A 17,886-nucleotide genomic window follows, 5' to 3' on the forward strand; every position below is an offset into this window, starting at 1 on the left:
GCGGCCTCAATGGGTGATGTCGTCATGGGCCAGATCACCCGGACGGATGGTCGGCGGCGTGGTGAAGGTATGCGCCGGTGCGGGCGAGGGAATCGTCCACTCCAGGCCCCGTGCGCCTTCCCAGCAGCGGTCGGCGGCCTTCGCGCCGTGACGCAGCGAGTGCCACAGGATCGCGGCCATCATGAAGGGCGTGACGAACATGCCGAACGCGCCGATCGAGCTGATCAGGTTCCAGTCCGCGAAGGCCACGCTGTAATCCGGGATGCGTCGCGGCATGCCGGCCAGGCCGAGGAAGTGCTGCGGGAAGAACAGCAGGTTCACGAACACGATCGACCACCAGAAGTGCACCTTGGCCCAGGTCTCGCTGTACATGCGGCCGGTCCATTTCGGCCACCAGTAATACACCGCGGCGATCAACCCGAACACCGCACCTGTGACCAGTACGTAGTGGAAATGGGCGACCACGAAGTAAGTGTCGTGGTATTGGAAATCGGCCACCACGATCGCCAGCATCAGGCCGGAGAACCCGCCGATGGTGAACAGGATCACGAAGGCCACCGCCCACAGCATCGGCGCTTCAAAGGTGAGCGAGCCGCGCCACATGGTGCTGACCCAGTTGAACACCTTCACCCCGGTCGGGATGGAGATGAGCATCGTGGCGAACATGAAGTAGATCTCGCCGCCCAGCGGCATGCCCACGGTGAACATGTGGTGGGCCCATACGATGAAGGACAGGAAGGCGATCGCGGCGATCGCGTAGACCATGGCCTGGTAACCGAACAGCGGCTTGCGGCTGAAGGTGGGGATGATCTCGCTGACCACGCCGAACGCCGGCAGGATCATGATGTAGACCTCCGGGTGCCCGAAGAACCAGAAGATGTGCTGGTACATCACCGGGTCACCGCCACCGGCGGCGTTGAAGAAGCTGGTGCCGAAGAACTTGTCGGTGAGCAGCATCGTCACCGCACCGGCCAGCACCGGCATCACCGCGATCAGCAGGAAGGCGGTGATCAGCCAGGCCCAGCAGAAGATCGGCATCTTCAGCAGATCGATGCCGGGCGCACGCATGTTGAGCACGGTGGCGATGATGTTGATCGCGCCCATGATCGAGCTGATGCCGGCCACGTGGATGGCGAACACGCTGAAGGCCACGTTGTAGCCACCCTGCAGCGACAGCGGCGGGTACAGCGTCCAGCCACCGGCCGGTGCACCGCCGGGCAGGAACAGGGTCAGCAGCAGCAGGCTGAAGGCCACCGGCAGCAGCCAGAACGACCAGTTGTTCATGCGCGGCAGCGCCATGTCCGGCGCGCCGATCTGCAGCGGGATCATCCAGTTGGCCAGGCCGACGAAGGCCGGCATCACGCCACCGAAGATCATCACCAGCGCATGCACGGTGGTCATCTGGTTGAAGAACTCGGGCTTGACGAACTGCAGGCCCGGTTGCGCCAGCTCAGCGCGGATGATCACGCTCATCGCCGCACCGATGATGAACATGATGAAGCTGAAAAGCAGGTAGAGCGTGCCGATGTCCTTGTGGTTGGTCGAGAAGAACCAACGCTCGAAGAACCCCTGCTGATGCCCGTGATGCCCGTCGTGGTCAACTGCGGAATGCGCCATCGCAACTACACCTCACTGTATCCGGTGGTACCCGCATCCGCCGGCTGGCGGACGCGGCTCGATTTCAGGCGTTGCTGTCTGTTGCTGCCGCGGCAGGCTCGCTGGCCGGTGCCGGTGCCGGGGTGGCCTCGGCCGGGGCAGCCGGCGCGGGCGCCGGAGCGGCCTCCGGCGCAGGGGCCGGCGCAGGCTTCTTGGAGGCCAGCCATGTCTGGTAATCCTCCTTGGAGACCGCCTCGACCACGATCGGCATGAAACCGTGATCCTTGCCACACAGCTCGGCGCACTGGCCGCGGTACACGCCGACCTGTTCGATGTTGGTCCAGGCTTCGTTGATGAAGCCGGGAATCGCATCCTGCTTCCAGCCCAGCGCCGGCACCCACCATGCGTGGATGACGTCGTCGGAGGTGATCACGAAGCGCACCTTGGTATCGACCGGCAGCACCAGGCGGTTGTCGACATCCAGCAGGTAATGCGGATGGCTGTCCCGGGTCGGCACCACGCCACTCTGGCGGACCCGGTCGGACTCACGGTCCAGGCGGCTGGTGAAGCTGACGTTCTCGCCGAGGTATTCGTACTTCCACATCCACTGATACCCGGTGACCTTGACGGTCATTTCCGAATCGCGGGTGTCGTAGAACTTGATCAGATTGGCCGTGGCCGGCCAGGCCATCACCACCAGGATGATCACCGGGATCACCGTCCAGATGACCTCGGCCTTGGTGTTGTGGCTGAAGGTGGCGGCCACCGCGCCCTTGGATTTGCGGAATTTGAAGATCGCGTAGAACAGCGCGCCGAACACCAGCACCCCGATCACGGTACAGACCCACAGCGAGAACAGGTTGGACTCCCACGCCAACCGCGAGCTCTGGGTCACGCCCTTGCCCATGTTCAATTGCCACGGTTTGGGGTCGGCCGCCTGGGCCCACGCCATCGCCGGCGCCAGCAGCGCGACCCCGCTCAACACTGACTTCCCGAACGTCCTGCCCCACTTTCTGCATTGCTTCATTGCCTAGACCCTTAGCGTCGTCGGTTGCGGCCGTCATTGGCCGCGAGCAAGCCTTCTAGTTTCTGAGCCAGTACCTGGCGTTCGGCCGGTGCGAGGAAACTCCCCACGTCCACCTGCCGACCGCTGGATGCCAGCCGGACTCTGCGCTCGTCGGCGATCAGCCTCACCCAGTGCGGGTGGGCGCTGAACACCGGCGAATGCCCGGGTGCGGGAATCACTTCCACACACGCCGGCACTACCCGGATCTCTTCCTGCCGTTCTCCACTGCGCCACACCGTGCGCAGCGCCACTGCCAGCAACACGCTGTACAGCAGAGCAAACACGGGGGCGAATACATTGCCGGTGAACCAGCCCAGGCCAGCCGCCAGCCACATCACCCCCGCCAACACCGCAAACAACAGGACGAACTGCCGGGCATCGAGCGCCCGTGGGGGGCGCAGCCGCAGTTGCGTCCCTGATCCGTCCGGAGCGATGAGCACCTCGATCATGTCGCAACCGCGTTTTTTCCTGCCGCGGGAAACGTCTCGATGGTAGCCCCGCTCTCCAGCGAGTAGCAAGGGTCCATTCACAGTTTCAGGAATGTTGCAATACAGCATTGCCTGCGGCGGCCGTTTTGACGAAAACAGCACAATAAATGGCGGGCGGGTCGAATCCGCCGAATCCCCCTGTATGAAAGGCGATGCGCCGCATGGGCGCGACCACGAAAAGCCCTTGACTCCCCCAGAAAACGATTAAAATGGTCAAGTTCTCCACGAGCCGACCGGCATGACTGCATCCTCTGTCCTTCCCCCTGCCCCGGCATCGTCCGGCGCCGCCCGCCCGCCGCTGCTGTCCCCCGAGCTGCCGGCCGTCCCCAACGCGTTCCGCCAGGCGATCACCGATGCCTGGCTGAAGGACGAGGCCACCCATGTGCGCGAGCTGCTCGAGCAGGCACGCCTGCCGGCCGCCGAGCAGGCCAAGGTGCAGGCCACTGCGGCCGACCTGGTCAAGCGCGTGCGCGTGCGTGCCCAGGACCAGGGCGCGATCGAAGCCTTCATGCGCCAGTACGATCTGGGCAGCGAAGAAGGCGTGCTGCTGATGTGCGTGGCCGAAGCACTGCTGCGCATTCCGGACCAGGAGACCGCCGACAAGCTGATCCGCGACAAGCTCGGCGATGCCGACTGGAAGAAGCACATGGGCGGCAGCGACTCGGTGCTGGTCAACGCCTCCACCTGGGGCCTGATGCTGACCGGCCGCCTGGTCCAGATCAACGATGCCACCCGCGCCGATGTGCCGGGCGCGTTCAAGCGCCTGATCGGCCGCGTGGGTGAGCCGGTGATCCGCCTGGCCGTTCGCCAGGCGATGAAGATCATGGGCCACCAGTTCGTCATGGGCCGCACCATCGACGAAGCGCTGTCGCGCTCGCACAAGGGCGACAACGCCAGCTACCGCTATTCGTTCGACATGCTCGGCGAAGGTGCGCTGACCATGAAGGACGCCAAGCGTTACCTGGAAGACTACCGTCGCGCGATCCACTCGATCGGCGGCGACCACAAGGCCCGCGGCGGCCGTCCCGATGGCGACGTCAATTCGGCACCGGGCATCTCGATCAAGCTCTCCGCGCTGTACCCGCGCTACGAGCACGCCAAGCGCGCACGCGTCATGGCCGACCTGGTGCCGGGCGTGCTGGAACTGGCGCAGCTGGCCAAGTCATACGGCATCGGCTGCACCGTTGACGCCGAAGAAACCGACCGCCTGGAACTGTCGCTGGACATCATTGAAACCGTGGTCAGCGATGCCTCGCTGGCCGGCTGGGAAGGCTTCGGTGTGGTCGTGCAGTCCTACCAGAAGCGCACCCCGTACACGATCGACTACCTGGCTGACCTGGCCCGTCGCATCGGTCGCCGCCTGCAGGTGCGCCTGGTCAAGGGCGCGTACTGGGATGCGGAGATCAAGCGCGCGCAGATCGACGGCCTGCCGGCCTACCCGGTGTTCACCCGCAAGCAGAACACCGACGTCTCCTACCTGGCCTGCGCCAAGCGTCTGTTCACGCACAGCGATGCGATCTACCCGATGTTCGCCACCCACAACGCGCACACCATCGCGGCGGTGCAGGCGATCGCCAGGGGCGGCCAGTACGAGCACCAGAAGCTGCACGGCATGGGCGATGACCTGTATGCCGAAGTGGTGCCGGCCGACCGTCTGAACGTGCCGTGCCGCGTGTATGCGCCGGTCGGTTCGCATGAAGACCTGCTGCCGTACCTGGTGCGTCGCCTGCTCGAGAACGGCGCCAATTCCAGCTTCGTCAACCGCATCACCGACGAGAACGTGGCCATCGACGACCTGATCCGCGATCCGGTCGAAGTGGTCTCCTCGTTCGCGTCCATCCCGCATCCGAAAATCCCGCTGCCGGTCGATCTGCTGCGCAGCCAGAACCATGACAGGAAGAACTCCATGGGCGTCAATCTCGCCAACGACAACGATCTGCGCGCCCTGGCCGAGCAGCTCAACGCCGCCGTGAAGCCGTGGCACGCCGCGCCGCTGGTGCCGGGTGCCAACCCGACCGGCGCACTGTTGAACGTGACCAACCCGGCCGACACGCGCCAGGTAGTGGGCCAGTGGCAGCCCGCCGACAGCGCCACCGTCGAGAAGGCGCTGGCCAATGCCGTGGCCGCGCAGCCGTCCTGGAACCGCACCCCGGCCGCCAGCCGCGCGGCGATCCTGGAACACGCCGCCGACCAGCTGGAAGCGCGCATGCCCGAGTTCATGGCGCTGTGCGTCAAGGAAGCCGGCAAGAGCCTGCCCGACGGCATCGCCGAAGTGCGCGAAGCGGTCGACTTCCTGCGCTACTACGCCAAGCAGGCGCGCGAGCAGTTCGGCCACGCCGAAAAGCTGCCCAGCCCGACCGGTGAATCCAACGAACTGCAGCTGCATGGCCGCGGCGTGTTCGTCTGCATCAGCCCGTGGAACTTCCCGCTGGCGATCTTCCTGGGCCAGGTCAGCGCCGCGCTCGCCGCCGGCAACAGCGTGATCGCCAAGCCGGCCGAGCAGACCAACCTGATCGGCTACTACGCGGTGAAGCTGCTGCTCGACGCCGGCGTGCCCGAAGGCGTGCTGCAGTTCCTGCCGGGCGACGGCGCGACCGTCGGTGCCGCATTGACCGCCGACCCGCGCGTGGCCGGCGTGGCCTTCACCGGCTCCACCGACACCGCCCGTGCGATCAACCGCGCGATGGCCGCCCGCGATGCCGCCATCGGCGTGCTGATCGCCGAAACCGGCGGCCAGAACGCCTTCATCGCCGACTCCTCGGCGCTGCCGGAACAGCTGGTCAAGGACGCCATCGGTTCGGCGTTCACCTCGGCCGGCCAGCGTTGCTCGGCCGCGCGCGTGCTGTTCGTGCAGGACGACATCGCCGACAAGGTGATGACCATGCTGTCCGGTGCGATGGCCGAACTGAAGGTCGGCGACCCGGGCCTGCTGTCCACCGACGTGGGCCCGGTGATCGATGCCGACGCGCTGCAGATCCTGCAGGACCACGCCGTGCGTATGGAGAAGGAAGCGCGCCTGATCGCCGCGGCCGAACTCGACGAAGCCGCCGCGCATGGCACTTTCTTCGCGCCGCGTGCGTACGAACTGAAGAACCTGGACCAGCTGCACAAGGAGATCTTCGGGCCGGTGCTGCACGTGATCCGCTGGAAGGGCGACCAGCTGGATGCGGTGATCGACCAGATCAACGCCACCGGCTACGGCCTCACCCTGGGCGTGCATTCGCGCATCGATGAAACCGTCGACCGCATTTCCTCGCGCATCAACGTCGGCAACGTGTACGTCAACCGCAACCAGATCGGCGCGGTGGTCGGCGTGCAACCGTTCGGCGGCCAGGGCCTGTCCGGCACCGGCCCCAAGGCCGGCGGCCCGCACTACCTGCTGCGCTTCGCCACCGAAAAGACCGTCACCGTGAATACCACGGCGGCCGGTGGCAATGCCTCGCTGCTGACCCTGGGCGACTGATCTCCGGCGTCATGCAGCAAACGAAAAACCCCGCGAAAGCGGGGTTTTTTGTGGGGCCCGGCACGCGCTTGGCGTTGCCGGCCAGCGGCCCGGATCACGGGCTTTCGATGGACTCGATCTGGTCCTGCATCAGCAGCTCGTTACCCATGTAGCGCTCAAACTTGATGCGGCCGAAGCCGGCGGCGTACCACGCCTCGATGCGGCCGTCTTCGAAGGTCGCGGTGACGTGGCAGGTGTCCTTGAACGTGCGCGGCTGGTTGTCGACATCCGCTTCAATGTTCTCGAAACCGACGAAGGTGTAATCGGAAAAGCCATCGTAGTCGATCGGCTCGACGGTTTCGTCGACATGGTTGGTGCGCTCGCCCGCGCCGGTGAGCTCGAAACGATCGCCCGGCTTGGCGCTCTGCGGGAACGTCGGCGCCGGCTTGAAGGTGTCGGTCCGCGTGGGGCCGTCGCTGGACATGCTGTAACGCTCCTGGCCCAGCAGCTGGCGGCCGCTGATGTCATGGAACGTGGCCATCCCGATGCCACCACCGGCACTGTGCACCTTGAGGGCAGTCTGGCCGGCGAAGGTGACTTTTTCGATGGTCAGCGTTTCATCGGCGTTGGACCAGGACAGGCCCGGGGTCAACGTGAAACAGGCAGCGAACTCCGGCGCGGCAATGGCAGGCAGCGAGAGACCGGCCAGACCAATGGCGAGCGTGGAGCGCAGCAGCAGAGACGACATATACAGATCCTTGTCAGTAAGCACGGGACGGCAGGGCGCAGTCCGGGCGGGGATTGTACGTCGTGCTGGATGTCATTCCAGTGTTCATCGTTCCGGCCGCGCGGCGCGCGTGATCATGTCGATGCGACCTGCGATTGCAGATGCGCGTAACCGGCCGCCTGCACGAAGTCGTTCAAGTGCCACAGTCGGCCGTTGGCCGCCCAGTGGCCATCGGCGATATCGGTCATCACGATCGAACTCAGCAGCACGCGCGGATCGCCCGGTGCCACGCAACCGGCGATGGCGTCGTGCAGGTGCAGCGCGTAGTCGGCGCGTTGCTGCGCATCCAGCACGCCCTGCGGAATCCGCACCTCGACCTGGCAAGGAATGCCGCGTGCGCCGATATCCAGGCCACCACACAGCCAGTGGCCGGCCGCGAGTTCCTGCAGCATCACCCAGCACAGCCGCTGCTGAGCTGGTTCGGTACCCAGGCCGCTGGCGCGGACGGCGGCGTCATGCACCGCCTGCAGCAGGCGTTGCCGGGTAGCGGCGTCGAACGCGTTGGCGGGAAGGGTGAGGGTGATGTTGGGCATGCGGATCGACCGGTTGCGTAAGGGGCCTCCATTGGAGCCGAACGCCACACCGCGCGACATCGGCCGATCCGACATCTTTCGTGCACAATCAGCCAATGCATGATTTCACTGTCATCGTCCTGCCGGGTGCGTTCGCCTCCAGCGTCGCGCTTACCTTGGACATCCTCACCACGGCCGCCACCCTCGCCCCGCGCCTGGGGCTGCCGGTGCCGCGCTGGCAGGTCTGCAGCCCGGCGCGCAGCGCTGTCCGCCTGGGAACGCACCTGCAGCTGCGTGCCGCGCCGATGCCACGCGTGGCCGATGCGCAGGCGTGCTGGATCGTGCCAGGGCTGGGCGTGGAGGATCCCGACGCCATCGCACAGCGGCTGGGTGAGCCCGACATCCCGGGGGTGGTGCGGGCGCTGCGCGCGCACGTGGCGGCGGGCGGGCGTGTCGCGGCCTCCTGTGCCTCTGTCTTCCTGCTGCACAACGCCGGGCTGCTGACCGGGCGCAGCGTGACCACCACCTGGTGGCTGGCCGGCGCGTTGCAGCGGCAAGCGCCGGAGTGCCAGGTCGATCCAGACCGCATGGTGATCGACGACGCGCCGCTGATCACGGCCGGTGCTGCGCTCGGGCACACCGATCTGATGCTGTACCTGCTCCGGCAACGCTTTGGCCCGGCGCTTCCCGATGCGGTGGCGAGGGCGCTGCTGCTGGATCGTCGGCAGCTGCAATCGCCGTTCATGGTCCCGGCGATGATGGCGCAGGGCAACGCGCTGATCGCCTCGCTCACCGCGCATATCGAAGCTACCCTGCCGGCCACGGTCAGCGTCGGCGCGCTCGCCGCGCATGCCGGCATGTCCACGCGCACGCTGTCGCGACAGGTGGGCAAGGCGACCGGGCAAGGGCCGCTGCACCTGATCCGCAGCGTGCAGTTGAACCAGGCGCGCGCCCTGCTCGAGAACAGCCGCTACTCGGTGGAGACCGTGGCCGAGCGAGTGGGCTACCGCGATCCCACCGCGCTGCGCCGGCTGATGCGCAAGCGCCTCAACGCCACGCCGCGGCAGTTGCGCTGATCCGGTCCGCATTCTCTGCACGCAACAAAAAACCCCGCTTTCGCGGGGTTTTCTGCTGCTGCGTTCAACCGATCAGGCGTTGATCAGAACTTGTAGTTGAACGAAGCGGCCAGCACGTCGCCACGGACCTTGTACTTGCCGTTGAGCGAGTTGCCCTGGTTGCCCTGGGTCGGCTTGACCAGGATGTTCGGCTCGCTGGTGAACAGGTGGGTGTAACCGAAGTTGTATTCGGTGTTCGCCGACGGGGTCCAGCCCACGCCCAGCGACAGCCACTTGCGGCTGGTATCCGGCACGCGGACGTCGCGGTGCGCGTCGGTGGTCGGGGTCTGGTCCAGCGCCACACCACCACGCAGGGTCACGGTGTCGCTCAGCTTGTAATCGGTACCCAGCGAGACGAAGGTCGTGTCGCGGTACGCGAAGTTCAGCTCCGAGTTCGGCTGGTTGGAGGCGAAGTCGATGGTGACCGTGTCGAACGCGGTCGACCACGCGGTGCGGGTCACATCACCCATGACGGTCCAGCGGTCATTGATGTTGTGGGTGACGCTCAGGGTGGCCGAGGCCGGCAGGGTCAGCGTGGCCTTGCCGCTGGTGTTGACGAACACGCCCGGCTGCGTCGCTGCCAGAATCGTCGCCGTACGGCCACCATCGTTGGGCAGATCAAAGTTGGCATCGCCGCCGGTGATCTTGTGCTCGACCTTGGAGCGGTAGCTGATGCCGATGTGGGTGTTCTCGTCCGGGCTGAACAAGCCGCCGACGGTCCAGCCCACGGCGTTGTTGTCACCCTTCACGGTCGACTTGCCATCGGCGCTGCCCGGCGCGTAGCCCGGCACGCGACCGGCGAAGAGGGCGCCGAAGTCGACAGCCTGGCTCAGCTCGATGGTCAGGTGCTCGACGAACACGGACGCGCCGAAGGACACGTACGGGTTGACGTCGTAGGACGCGGCAAAGCCCAGGTCGATGGCCTTCATATCGGTCTTCAGACCGCTGTAACGGCCGACCCAGCCATTGTCATAATCGGTCTTGAAACCGAACGGGGCGGTCAGCGAGACGCCGAAGTGGGCCTGCTCGCCGATCGGCATGTGGAAGTACGCGGCCGGAACCGGGGCGATCATGCCGGCGTCGCCGCCGTTACCGCCCGTCTGCGGCTGACCTGCGCCGTTGCGGCCGGTGCCCTTGTACTTGGCCGAGAAGCTGATCGCGCTCAGGTCGCCCTGGATCTGGGTGCCTTCGAGCTGGCGCATGCCAGCCGGGTTGACGGCCATGATCGAGGCGTCGCCGGCGGCGCTGCCGGAACCGGCAAAGGCGCGGCCGAGGCCCTTGGCGCTGTTTTCCTTCAACTGGAAGGCGGCAGCGTTGACGTGGCCCACGGCCAGGACACCGGCGATGCCGACGGCCAGGGCGGTGACGCGGGCAAGAGTGGAAGCGGTATGCATTGTTGGTTCTCTCCGGAAAGCGGTGATGTTGGCAACGCGCGCCTGCGCCGCCCCTCCCCTTGATGGGTCAGGACAACGCGCCGGATTCCCCTCCCGACATACGACGCCGTATGCGAGTATACCGAGAGCGGTTAATGAAACAATAACGTAAGTCGCCCTTGTGGCTATTCATGCTGAACGCGACATATCCCCGTCAGGTCAGCCTCCGCGCTAGGCTAGTGCCCGCATGTTCGTGTCGACCCCCTCCCGCAAGAAAGCCGCCTACCGCTGGGCCACCCCCCTGCTGTTCGCCGCGCTGTGGGTGGCCTTCCTCTGGTCGATCTCCCGGCCGGACGATGCGCGGCGCAGCCTGTGGATGGACTGGGGCGCCCTCTCGACCGGCCTGACCCATCCGCTGGACTGGTGGGCGACCCTGCAGGACGGCAGCGTGCTGCGGCTGTTCACCGCGCTGTTCCTGCACGCGGACTGGTCGCACCTGCTGGGCAACCTGGTGTTCCTGCTGATCTTCGGGCTGCCGGCCGAACGCGTGCTGGGGCCGTGGCGGCTGATGCTGCTGTTCCTGGTGGGCGGGGCGATCTCGAATCTGACCGCCATCTACACCATGGGCAACCCGGACCAGATCATCATCGGTGCCAGCGGCGCGGTGTCGGCCTTGATCGGCGCTTACCTGGCCCTGTTCCCAGGCGCGCGGCTGGGCGTGGTGATCCCGCTGGGCCTGTTCCTGGAATTCGTCCGCGCCCCCGCCTATCTGCTGATCGGGGTCTGGGCGGCGCTGCAGGTGGTGTTCGCCTACATCGGCCCGACCTTCGGCATGGTGGCCTGGTGGGCGCATATCGCCGGCTTCGTGTTCGGGCTCGGCTATGGCGTGTATGTGCGCGCGGCGATCGCGCGGCGGCTGCGCAAGCGGCATGGGTTTTGAGGGCATGACCGGGAGCGGGTCGGCCGACAGATCGGCCAACGGGTAGTGCCGGCCGCTGGCCGGCTCCACGCAGGGTTGGATTCGAGCAGAGCCGGCCAGCGGCCGGCACTACCGATCAGGGCTTGATCGGTGCCGTCGAGGCCGGGGCTTCCGGCTTGGCCGGTGCGGGCGTAGCCGGTGCAGCCGCAGGCTGTTCGGCCGGCTTGGTCTCTGCCGGCTTGGTCTCTGCAGGCTTCGTTTCTGCCGGCTTGACCGTTGCATCGGCAGGCTTTGCCACCGCTGCCGCTGCCGCCGCCGGCTTGGCCGCCGGCTTCTTCGCGGCCTCTGCCTTCTGCCGGGCCAGCACCGAACCGGGCTGCTTCAACTCGGCCAGCGCGTCATTGATCGGGCCATCGCCCGGCAGCACGTCACCGGCCTTGTAGCCTTCGGTGCCTTCTTCGTCACCGCGCAGGTGGCCGGGCAACGTGGCTTCGCTGTAATCGGTCAGGCTGGCCGGCAGGTCGTCATCGCCGGCGCGCTTCTCCGGCTGCAGCAGCACGTCGGGGATGATGCCCGTGGCCTGGATCGACTTGCCGCTCGGGGTGAAATATCGCGCGGTGGTGAGCTTCACCGAGTCACCGTTGTCCAGCGGCAGTACGGTCTGCACCGAGCCCTTGCCGAAGGTGCGGCTGCCGACCACGCGCGCGCGGCCGTTGTCGCGCAACGCGCCGGCCAGCACTTCAGACGCACTGGCCGAGCCGGCGTCGGCGAGCACCACGACCGGCGCGCCCTTGAGCAGATCGCCCGGGGTCGCATCGAAACGGGCATCGCTGATCGAGATGCGGCCGCGGGTGCTGACGATGTTGCCTTTCTCGAGCAGATCGTCGGCCACCTGCACGGCGGCGGTGAGCAGGCCACCCGGGTTGCTGCGCAGATCCAGCACCAAGCCCTTGAGCTTGCCACCGGCCTGCTGCTGCAGCTGGGCAACGTGCTTCTGGAAATCGGCACCGGTGTCGGCCTGGAAGGTGCTCAGGCGGATGTAGCCATAACCAGGCTCCAGCATCTTGCTGCGCACGCTGGTGACGCGAATGGTCTCGCGGGTGACGGTGACATCGAACGGCTTCGGCTTGCCTTCGCGCACCAGGGTGAGCACGACCTTGGTCCCGGCCACGCCGCGCAGCGGTTCGGTGGCTTCGATCGCGCTGATCGGCTTGCCGTCGATGGCGATGATCAGATCGCCGGCAAGAATGCCCGCGCGTGCGGCCGGGGTATCGTCGATCGGCGAAATGACTTTCAGGCTGCTGTTGTCGGGCTGCTGCTGCAGCTCCACGCCGATGCCGTCGTAGGCGCCGTTGGCCTGCTCATCGAAGGCTTCGGCGTCTTCCTTGTCGAAGTAGGTGCTGTGCGGATCCAGGTCCAGCAGCAGGCCACGGATGGCGGACTGCATCAGCTTCTTGTCGTCGACCGGATCCACATAGGCGGCGCGCACCGCGTTGTAGACGGCGACGTAGCGGCGGATCTCTTCCAACGGAACCCGTGAGGTCACCGCTTCTTCCGTGGTGGCCGCATCGGCCCCGCGTGCCGGCGCTTCGGCGGTCTGCTGCGCCCAGGACACCGCGGGCAACAGGGCCAGCAGCAAGGTGGCGGAACGGGCTACGCGCATGAAGCACTCCAGGATGAGCGGGGGACGGTTGACCACGCACGGGGGTGCGTCGCCCGATTATGCGCGAAGCGACGATAAATTCCCGTTGAACCCCGTGCCTGGCGGCGCCCCCGTGTTGGGCGCGGTTTATCGCCGCTGCAGCCAGCTGCCCGGGTCCACCGGCTGTCCATTGCGGCGCAGTTCGAAGTACAGCGCGGTCACGCCCTGGCCACCAGAATTGCCGACCTTGGCCACGGCCTCGCCCTTCTTCACCGTGGCGCCGGCATCACGCAGCAGCGTGTCGTTGTGCGCATAGAGGCTCATGTAGCCGTTGCCGTGATCCACGATCAGGATCATGCCGTAACCGGTCATCCAATCGGAAAACACCACCGTGCCATCTGCCACGGCGGTGATGGTGCTGCCGGCGGGCGCGCCGATCAGCACGCCACTGCTGGTGCGGCCATCGGGCAGCTTGCCGCCATAGCGGGCGAGCAGATTGCCCGACAACGGCCAGCCCAGACCGCCCACCTTGGGCGCGGGCGCGGAGGCAACCGCAGGGGGCGTCTTGGTCGCGCGCGGCGGCGGGCGCGTGCCGCTCGCAGCAGCGGCGCGATCAGCCTTCTCGGCGGCCGCCTTCTCCGCGGCGGCACGTCGCGCGGCAGCACGGCGCTCGGCCTCGGCACGGGCGGCGGCCGCACGCAGATTCGCGAGCAGTGTTTCCAATGCCTTGGCATCCTGGCCCAGGGCTTTTTCGCGCTCGCTGCGGTCTTTGTACCGCTCGTCCAGCGAGGCGACCGTGGCCGCCCGCTCGCGACGATCGTCGGCCAGCGTGGCAACCTGCTGTTTCTGCTGCTGGCGGGTGCCTTCCAGTGCCTTGCGTCGTTCGACGATTTCCGTCTCCACGCGCTGCAGTTCGGTGAGATCAGCCGTCAGTGACTGGATACGCTGCGCGCGCTCGCGCTGCAGATACCGGTGATAGGCCAGGCTGCGGTTCGCATCGGCGACACGGTCCTGCGACAGCAGCAGCTTCAACGGTGCGTTGTTGCCGATGCGGTACGCCGCGCGCAGCAGCGAGGCCAGTTCCGCGCGCTGCTGCTGCAGGCCGGCCTGCAGCGCATCGCGCTTGGCCTGCAGTTCGTTCATGGCGCGGGTTTCGCGCTGCAGTGCGGTTTCGGTCTGGGCCAGCACGCGCCCGGTGCGGGCGACCTTCTCATCGGCATCGCGCAGCTGGCGCGACGCCTGCCCGCGCTGACCTTCCAGATTCCGCCGCTCCTGGGCCACGCCCTTGAGCTCGCTGCGCAGTTTCTGCAGCTTGCGTTCGGCTTCCTTGGAGGATTGCGCAGCCAGCGGGCTGGCGCCGAGAACGGCCACGGCCAGCAGCAGCGCACGCAACGCCGGGGTCAGCCACTGCGTGCGACCGCGTCCGTCGGTCGGATTGTTATCCCGGCGTGAGGAAAAGGCGTTGTGGCGCAAGGGCTTTCCAGTGACTTCAGGCAGATGCGGATTGCAACGATGCATGGTGACATTCCTGCAGGCGGCCTGCCAGCCGCGCTCCACCATCGAGGTTCCCATGAAACGCTCCCTGCTTCCGCTGCTGCTGGCCCTGACGCTGCCCTGTGCGCCGGCCTTCGCAAGCGACAACATCAGAAAGGTCAACGGCAGCATCTCCGCCGAGGCCGGCCAAAGCTACGGCAATCTGGAGACGGTCAACGGCGGCATCAAGGTCGCCGAAGGTGCGGTCACCGGTCGCATCGAAACCGTCAACGGCGGCATCCGCGTGGCGGATCGCGCGCGCACCGGCGGCATTTCCACGGTCAATGGCAGCGTGCGGGTCGGGCGCGAAGTGGTTGCCAGTGGCGGCGTGGACACCGTCAACGGCGGCATCTTCCTGGATCGGGGCACCCAGATCGACGGCGGGCTGGAAACGGTCAACGGCAGCATCGGGCTGGTCGAAACGCGCGTGGCGCGCGGCATCGAAACCGTCAACGGCGACATCACCGTGGGCGTGGGTTCGCAGGTCGAAGGCGGGATCGAGGTCAAGAAGCCGAACTTCAACCTGTCGCTGACCCCCGGCCGCAAGCCGCGCGTGATCATCGGACCGAACGCGGCAGTCAACGGGTCGCTGCAGTTCGAGCGCGAGGTCACCCTGTATGTACACCGCACTGCCCGCATCGGCCCGGTCAGCGGCGCCGTGGCCGTGCCCTTCGATACCGACACCGCACCGCAGGATTGATATGGTGGTGACTGGTGCCGTGCGCACCCGCCTTTCCCGTTCCAGGAACCGATGATGCCCCGCAAACTTCTGTTGTGCCTTGCCGCTGCCGCTGCGTTGACCGCGTGCAAGGGCGAATCCGCCGCGCCCACCGCGGCACCCGCCACTGACGCGGCACCGACCGCGCCGGGCCATGCCTTCTCGCCCGAGATCAACGCCGGCGACTTCGCCGAGCTGGTCAAGACCCTGGCCTCGGATGAATTCGAAGGCCGCTCGCCGGGCAGCAAGGGCGAAGAGCTGACCGTCAATTACATCCGCGACCAGATGCAGCGCATCGGCCTGCAGCCCGGCAACGGCGACAGCTGGTTCCAGGACGTGGCGATGACCGAGACCACGGCCGATGAGTCGACCGTGTTGACGCTGGACCAGGCCGGCAAGACCCGCGAGCTGAAGTTCGGCACCGACATGGTGATCGGTACCCGCAGCGGCCAGCCGGACGTGAAGGTCGAGGCCAGCGACCTGGTCTTCGTCGGCTACGGCGTGGATGCGCCGGAGCAGAAGTGGAACGACTATGCCGGCCAGGACTGGAAGGGCAAGACGGTCGTGATGTTCGTCAACGATCCCGGCTTCCACGTCAACGACGAGAAGCTGTTCGACGGCAAGCGCATGACCTATTACGGGCGCTGGACGTACAAGTTCGAAGAGGCCGCACGCAAGGGCGCCGCCGCCGCGCTGATCGTGCATGACACCGCCGGTGCATCGTACGGTTGGGACGTGGTCAAGAACTCGTGGGCCGGCCCGCAGTACGACCTGCCGGCCAAGGATGACCCGGAAGCGCGTCTGCCCGCACAGGGCTGGCTGAGCGCCGAGGCGGCACGCCAGCTGTTCGCCGAGGCCGGCCTGGATCTGGACAAGGCCTACAAGGACGCCAGCAAGCGCGGCTTCAAGCCGGTGCCGCTGAAGGCCAAGGTGTCCTTCGATCTGAAGAGCACCATCGCCGAGAAGAAGTCGCGCAACGTGGTCGGTGTCCTGCCGGGCAGCAAGCGGGCCGATGAAGCCGTGCTCTACATGGCGCACTGGGATCACCTGGGCAAGCACGAGGGTGAGCAGGGCGACACCATCTACAACGGTGCCGTCGACAATGCGACCGGCGTGGCCGGCATCCTGGAAGTCGCCGATGCGATGGTGCACCAGCAGCCGGCACCGGAGCGTTCGGTGGTGTTCCTTGCAGTGACGCTGGAAGAGTCCGGCCTGCTGGGCTCGAAGTACTACGTCAGCCACCCGACCTTCCCGCTGGACAAGATCGCCGGTGTGATCAACATCGATGCGATGTCGGTGGCGGGCCGTGCCAAGGACATGACCGTGACCGGCTTCGGCAGCTCCGAGCTGGAAGACATCCTCAAGCCGTTGGCCGCTAACCAGGGGCGTACCCTGCACGGCGAGACCGCGGTGCAGAGCGGTTTCTACTTCCGTTCGGATCACTTCAACTTCGCCAAGGCGGGGGTGCCAGCGCTGTATGCAGACGGGGGTGAGGATCTGCGCGACGGCGGTGTCGAAGCGGGCCGCAAGGCCGCCGAGGACTACGGCAGCCACCGGTACCACGGCCCGAAGGACGAGTTCGATCCGGCCACCTGGAAGCTGGATGGCACGGTTGAGGATCTGCAGCTGCTGTATGGGGTTGGCAAGGAACTGGCTGGCGGCGATCGTTGGCCGAACTGGTACGAAGGCAATCCGTTCAAGGCGGCTCGCGATGCGATGATGAAGGGCAAGGGCGCTGAGACGCCGGCCGCGGAGTCGGCACGCTGAGCGGTTGCTGTGACCTGATCTTTGCTTCATGAAAACGGCGCCTTTCGGGGCGCCGTTTTTTTTGGTTCTTTTCCCCTCCGCGTGGCGAGCATGAAGCGCGGCAGCTTTCCAAGTGCGGCGGCGGCTAGGTTGGCCGGGCGGTGGGCCGCGATACCCTTGCCGGCGAATGTCCCCCCGGCCGCCGCCTTGCGGCGACGGCCTCCGCCTTGATTTCGCCCACAAGGGCATCGCGACCCACGTGTGCAGACTACTGGCGCCGCAAAGCGAGCTCCGGTCAGCGGTGCGCGTACCGCACGCGCAGCCCCGTAGCGGCCGGTAGGCTCCTGGGCAAAATCGAGGAGGAGGGCGTCGCCTGCAGGCGTCGGCCGGGGGACATTTGCCGAGGAGCCTACCGAACGCTGCGGGGTCCTCACGCTCGCGGAGGATGTAAGCGGAGACGCCACCATTCCCAAAACACAGAACCTACCGCCGCACTGGCCGCATACGCATGACCGTGCTCATCTGCTGTGGCACGTGAAATGAGACGCTCTCCTCCGTTGGGAGAAGGACAAAAAAAACCCCGCTGCGTGAGCAGCGGGGTTTTGGGTGTAAACCCTGGCGATGACCTACTCTCGCATGGCTTAGGCCACACTACCATCGGCGCAGCTGCGTTTCACTTCCGAGTTCGGGATGGGATCGGGTGGTGCCACAGCGCTAATTTCACCAGGGAGACGGTTGGAGCAGCGCGTTGCGCCAGCTCAGCAGAGGTCTCTTCCGAGAAACAGATACCTGCAAAAACCAGGTGCCTGCAATAAAAGAAAACCCCGCTGCATGAGCGGCGGGGTTTTCGGGGTAAAAACCCTGGCGATGACCTACTCTCGCATGGCTTAGGCCACACTACCATCGGCGCAGCTGCGTTTCACTTCCGAGTTCGGGATGGGATCGGGTG

13 protein-coding genes and 2 rRNA genes are annotated in these 17,886 nt (G+C 66.3%); 5 read left to right on the top strand and 10 right to left on the bottom strand.

The features are described 5' to 3' along the window. Nucleotides 1-6: 6 nt before the first annotated feature. From ctaD to ABE546_RS17405, 3 genes are all read right to left on the bottom strand, one after another. Nucleotides 7-1,617: a cytochrome c oxidase subunit I gene (ctaD, locus tag ABE546_RS17395; protein ID WP_019185997.1), complete on the bottom strand. Its 1,611-nt coding sequence runs from the start codon at nt 1,615-1,617 to the stop codon at nt 7-9. Between the two features lie 64 nt (nt 1,618-1,681). Further along, entirely contained in the window at nt 1,682-2,623 is a 942-nt protein-coding gene (gene coxB, locus ABE546_RS17400; protein ID WP_313212741.1) for a cytochrome c oxidase subunit II, read from the bottom strand. A gap of 11 nt (nt 2,624-2,634) precedes the next feature. Further along, nucleotides 2,635-3,111, bottom strand: coding sequence for a DUF2244 domain-containing protein (locus ABE546_RS17405; protein WP_070426473.1), 477 nt, complete (start codon nt 3,109-3,111; stop codon nt 2,635-2,637). A gap of 277 nt (nt 3,112-3,388) precedes the next feature. On the opposite strand from ABE546_RS17405, the gene putA reads away from it, so the two are divergent. After that, nucleotides 3,389-6,613: a bifunctional proline dehydrogenase/L-glutamate gamma-semialdehyde dehydrogenase PutA gene (gene putA / locus ABE546_RS17410; RefSeq protein ID WP_346464583.1), complete on the top strand. Its 3,225-nt coding sequence runs from the start codon at nt 3,389-3,391 to the stop codon at nt 6,611-6,613. Nucleotides 6,614-6,707: 94 nt separating this feature from the next. Here the strand turns inward: putA and ABE546_RS17415 are convergent, their stop codons facing one another. Both ABE546_RS17415 and ABE546_RS17420 read right to left on the bottom strand, forming a co-directional pair. Next, nucleotides 6,708-7,340, bottom strand: coding sequence for a hypothetical protein (locus ABE546_RS17415; RefSeq protein ID WP_346464584.1), 633 nt, complete (start codon nt 7,338-7,340; stop codon nt 6,708-6,710). Between the two features lie 113 nt (nt 7,341-7,453). After that, complete coding sequence (locus ABE546_RS17420; RefSeq protein WP_313220129.1) at nt 7,454-7,912, bottom strand: hypothetical protein; 459 nt, start codon at nt 7,910-7,912, stop codon at nt 7,454-7,456. A gap of 95 nt (nt 7,913-8,007) precedes the next feature. On the opposite strand from ABE546_RS17420, the gene ABE546_RS17425 reads away from it, so the two are divergent. Beyond that, the gene (locus ABE546_RS17425; protein ID WP_313212747.1) at nt 8,008-8,967 is read left to right on the top strand and encodes a helix-turn-helix domain-containing protein; all 960 of its coding nucleotides are present in this window, start codon (nt 8,008-8,010) and stop codon (nt 8,965-8,967) included. 83 nt (nt 8,968-9,050) lie between these two features. On the opposite strand, the gene ABE546_RS17430 is transcribed toward ABE546_RS17425, so the two are convergent. Beyond that, the gene (locus ABE546_RS17430) at nt 9,051-10,400 is read right to left on the bottom strand and encodes an outer membrane protein transport protein (protein WP_346464585.1); all 1,350 of its coding nucleotides are present in this window, start codon (nt 10,398-10,400) and stop codon (nt 9,051-9,053) included. A 226-nt stretch (nt 10,401-10,626) separates the two neighbouring features. Between ABE546_RS17430 and ABE546_RS17435 the strand changes: the two genes are divergently transcribed. Continuing rightward, nucleotides 10,627-11,319, top strand: coding sequence for a rhomboid family intramembrane serine protease (locus ABE546_RS17435; protein ID WP_313212749.1), 693 nt, complete (start codon nt 10,627-10,629; stop codon nt 11,317-11,319). Nucleotides 11,320-11,434: 115 nt separating this feature from the next. Here ABE546_RS17435 and ABE546_RS17440 read toward each other — a convergent pair whose 3' ends face one another. Next, the gene (locus ABE546_RS17440) at nt 11,435-12,961 is read right to left on the bottom strand and encodes a S41 family peptidase (RefSeq protein ID WP_346464586.1); all 1,527 of its coding nucleotides are present in this window, start codon (nt 12,959-12,961) and stop codon (nt 11,435-11,437) included. Between the two features lie 126 nt (nt 12,962-13,087). Next, nucleotides 13,088-14,512, bottom strand: coding sequence for a peptidoglycan DD-metalloendopeptidase family protein (locus tag ABE546_RS17445; protein WP_313212751.1), 1,425 nt, complete (start codon nt 14,510-14,512; stop codon nt 13,088-13,090). Here ABE546_RS17445 and ABE546_RS17450 point away from each other — a divergent pair. Next, nucleotides 14,511-15,173 (top strand): hypothetical protein, encoded by a 663-nt coding sequence (locus ABE546_RS17450; RefSeq protein ID WP_346464587.1) that lies wholly within the window; start codon nt 14,511-14,513, stop codon nt 15,171-15,173. The two genes, ABE546_RS17445 and ABE546_RS17450, sit on opposite strands and share 2 nt — an antisense overlap. A 54-nt stretch (nt 15,174-15,227) precedes the next feature. Then, entirely contained in the window at nt 15,228-16,958 is a 1,731-nt protein-coding gene (locus ABE546_RS17455; protein ID WP_346464588.1) for a M28 family metallopeptidase, read from the top strand. 592 nt (nt 16,959-17,550) lie between these two features. Here the strand turns inward: ABE546_RS17455 and rrf (ABE546_RS17460) are convergent. Together rrf (ABE546_RS17460) and rrf (ABE546_RS17465) are read right to left on the bottom strand one after the other, a co-directional pair. Then, nucleotides 17,551-17,665 (bottom strand): 5S ribosomal RNA (gene rrf, locus ABE546_RS17460). Between the two features lie 131 nt (nt 17,666-17,796). Further along, a 5S ribosomal RNA gene (gene rrf / locus ABE546_RS17465) occupies nt 17,797-17,886 on the bottom strand; the annotation flags it as partial.

The organism is Stenotrophomonas sp. TWI377 (assembly GCF_039674525.1).
Taxonomy (GTDB): domain Bacteria; phylum Pseudomonadota; class Gammaproteobacteria; order Xanthomonadales; family Xanthomonadaceae; genus Stenotrophomonas.

Coding starts and splice junctions, on each gene's coding strand:
- ABE546_RS17440 (WP_346464586.1), bottom strand. CDS start 12,961: ATGCGCGTAGCCCGTTCCGCCACCTTGCTGCTGGCCCTGTTGCCCGCG.
- ABE546_RS17445 (WP_313212751.1), bottom strand. CDS start 14,512: ATGGGAACCTCGATGGTGGAGCGCGGCTGGCAGGCCGCCTGCAGGAAT.
- putA (WP_346464583.1), top strand. CDS start 3,389: ATGACTGCATCCTCTGTCCTTCCCCCTGCCCCGGCATCGTCCGGCGCC.
- coxB (WP_313212741.1), bottom strand. CDS start 2,623: ATGAAGCAATGCAGAAAGTGGGGCAGGACGTTCGGGAAGTCAGTGTTG.
- ABE546_RS17415 (WP_346464584.1), bottom strand. CDS start 7,340: ATGTCGTCTCTGCTGCTGCGCTCCACGCTCGCCATTGGTCTGGCCGGT.
- ABE546_RS17450 (WP_346464587.1), top strand. CDS start 14,511: ATGAAACGCTCCCTGCTTCCGCTGCTGCTGGCCCTGACGCTGCCCTGT.
- ABE546_RS17405 (WP_070426473.1), bottom strand. CDS start 3,111: ATGATCGAGGTGCTCATCGCTCCGGACGGATCAGGGACGCAACTGCGG.
- ABE546_RS17420 (WP_313220129.1), bottom strand. CDS start 7,912: ATGCCCAACATCACCCTCACCCTTCCCGCCAACGCGTTCGACGCCGCT.
- ABE546_RS17430 (WP_346464585.1), bottom strand. CDS start 10,400: ATGCATACCGCTTCCACTCTTGCCCGCGTCACCGCCCTGGCCGTCGGC.
- ABE546_RS17455 (WP_346464588.1), top strand. CDS start 15,228: ATGCCCCGCAAACTTCTGTTGTGCCTTGCCGCTGCCGCTGCGTTGACC.
- ABE546_RS17435 (WP_313212749.1), top strand. CDS start 10,627: ATGTTCGTGTCGACCCCCTCCCGCAAGAAAGCCGCCTACCGCTGGGCC.
- ctaD (WP_019185997.1), bottom strand. CDS start 1,617: ATGGCGCATTCCGCAGTTGACCACGACGGGCATCACGGGCATCAGCAG.
- ABE546_RS17425 (WP_313212747.1), top strand. CDS start 8,008: ATGCATGATTTCACTGTCATCGTCCTGCCGGGTGCGTTCGCCTCCAGC.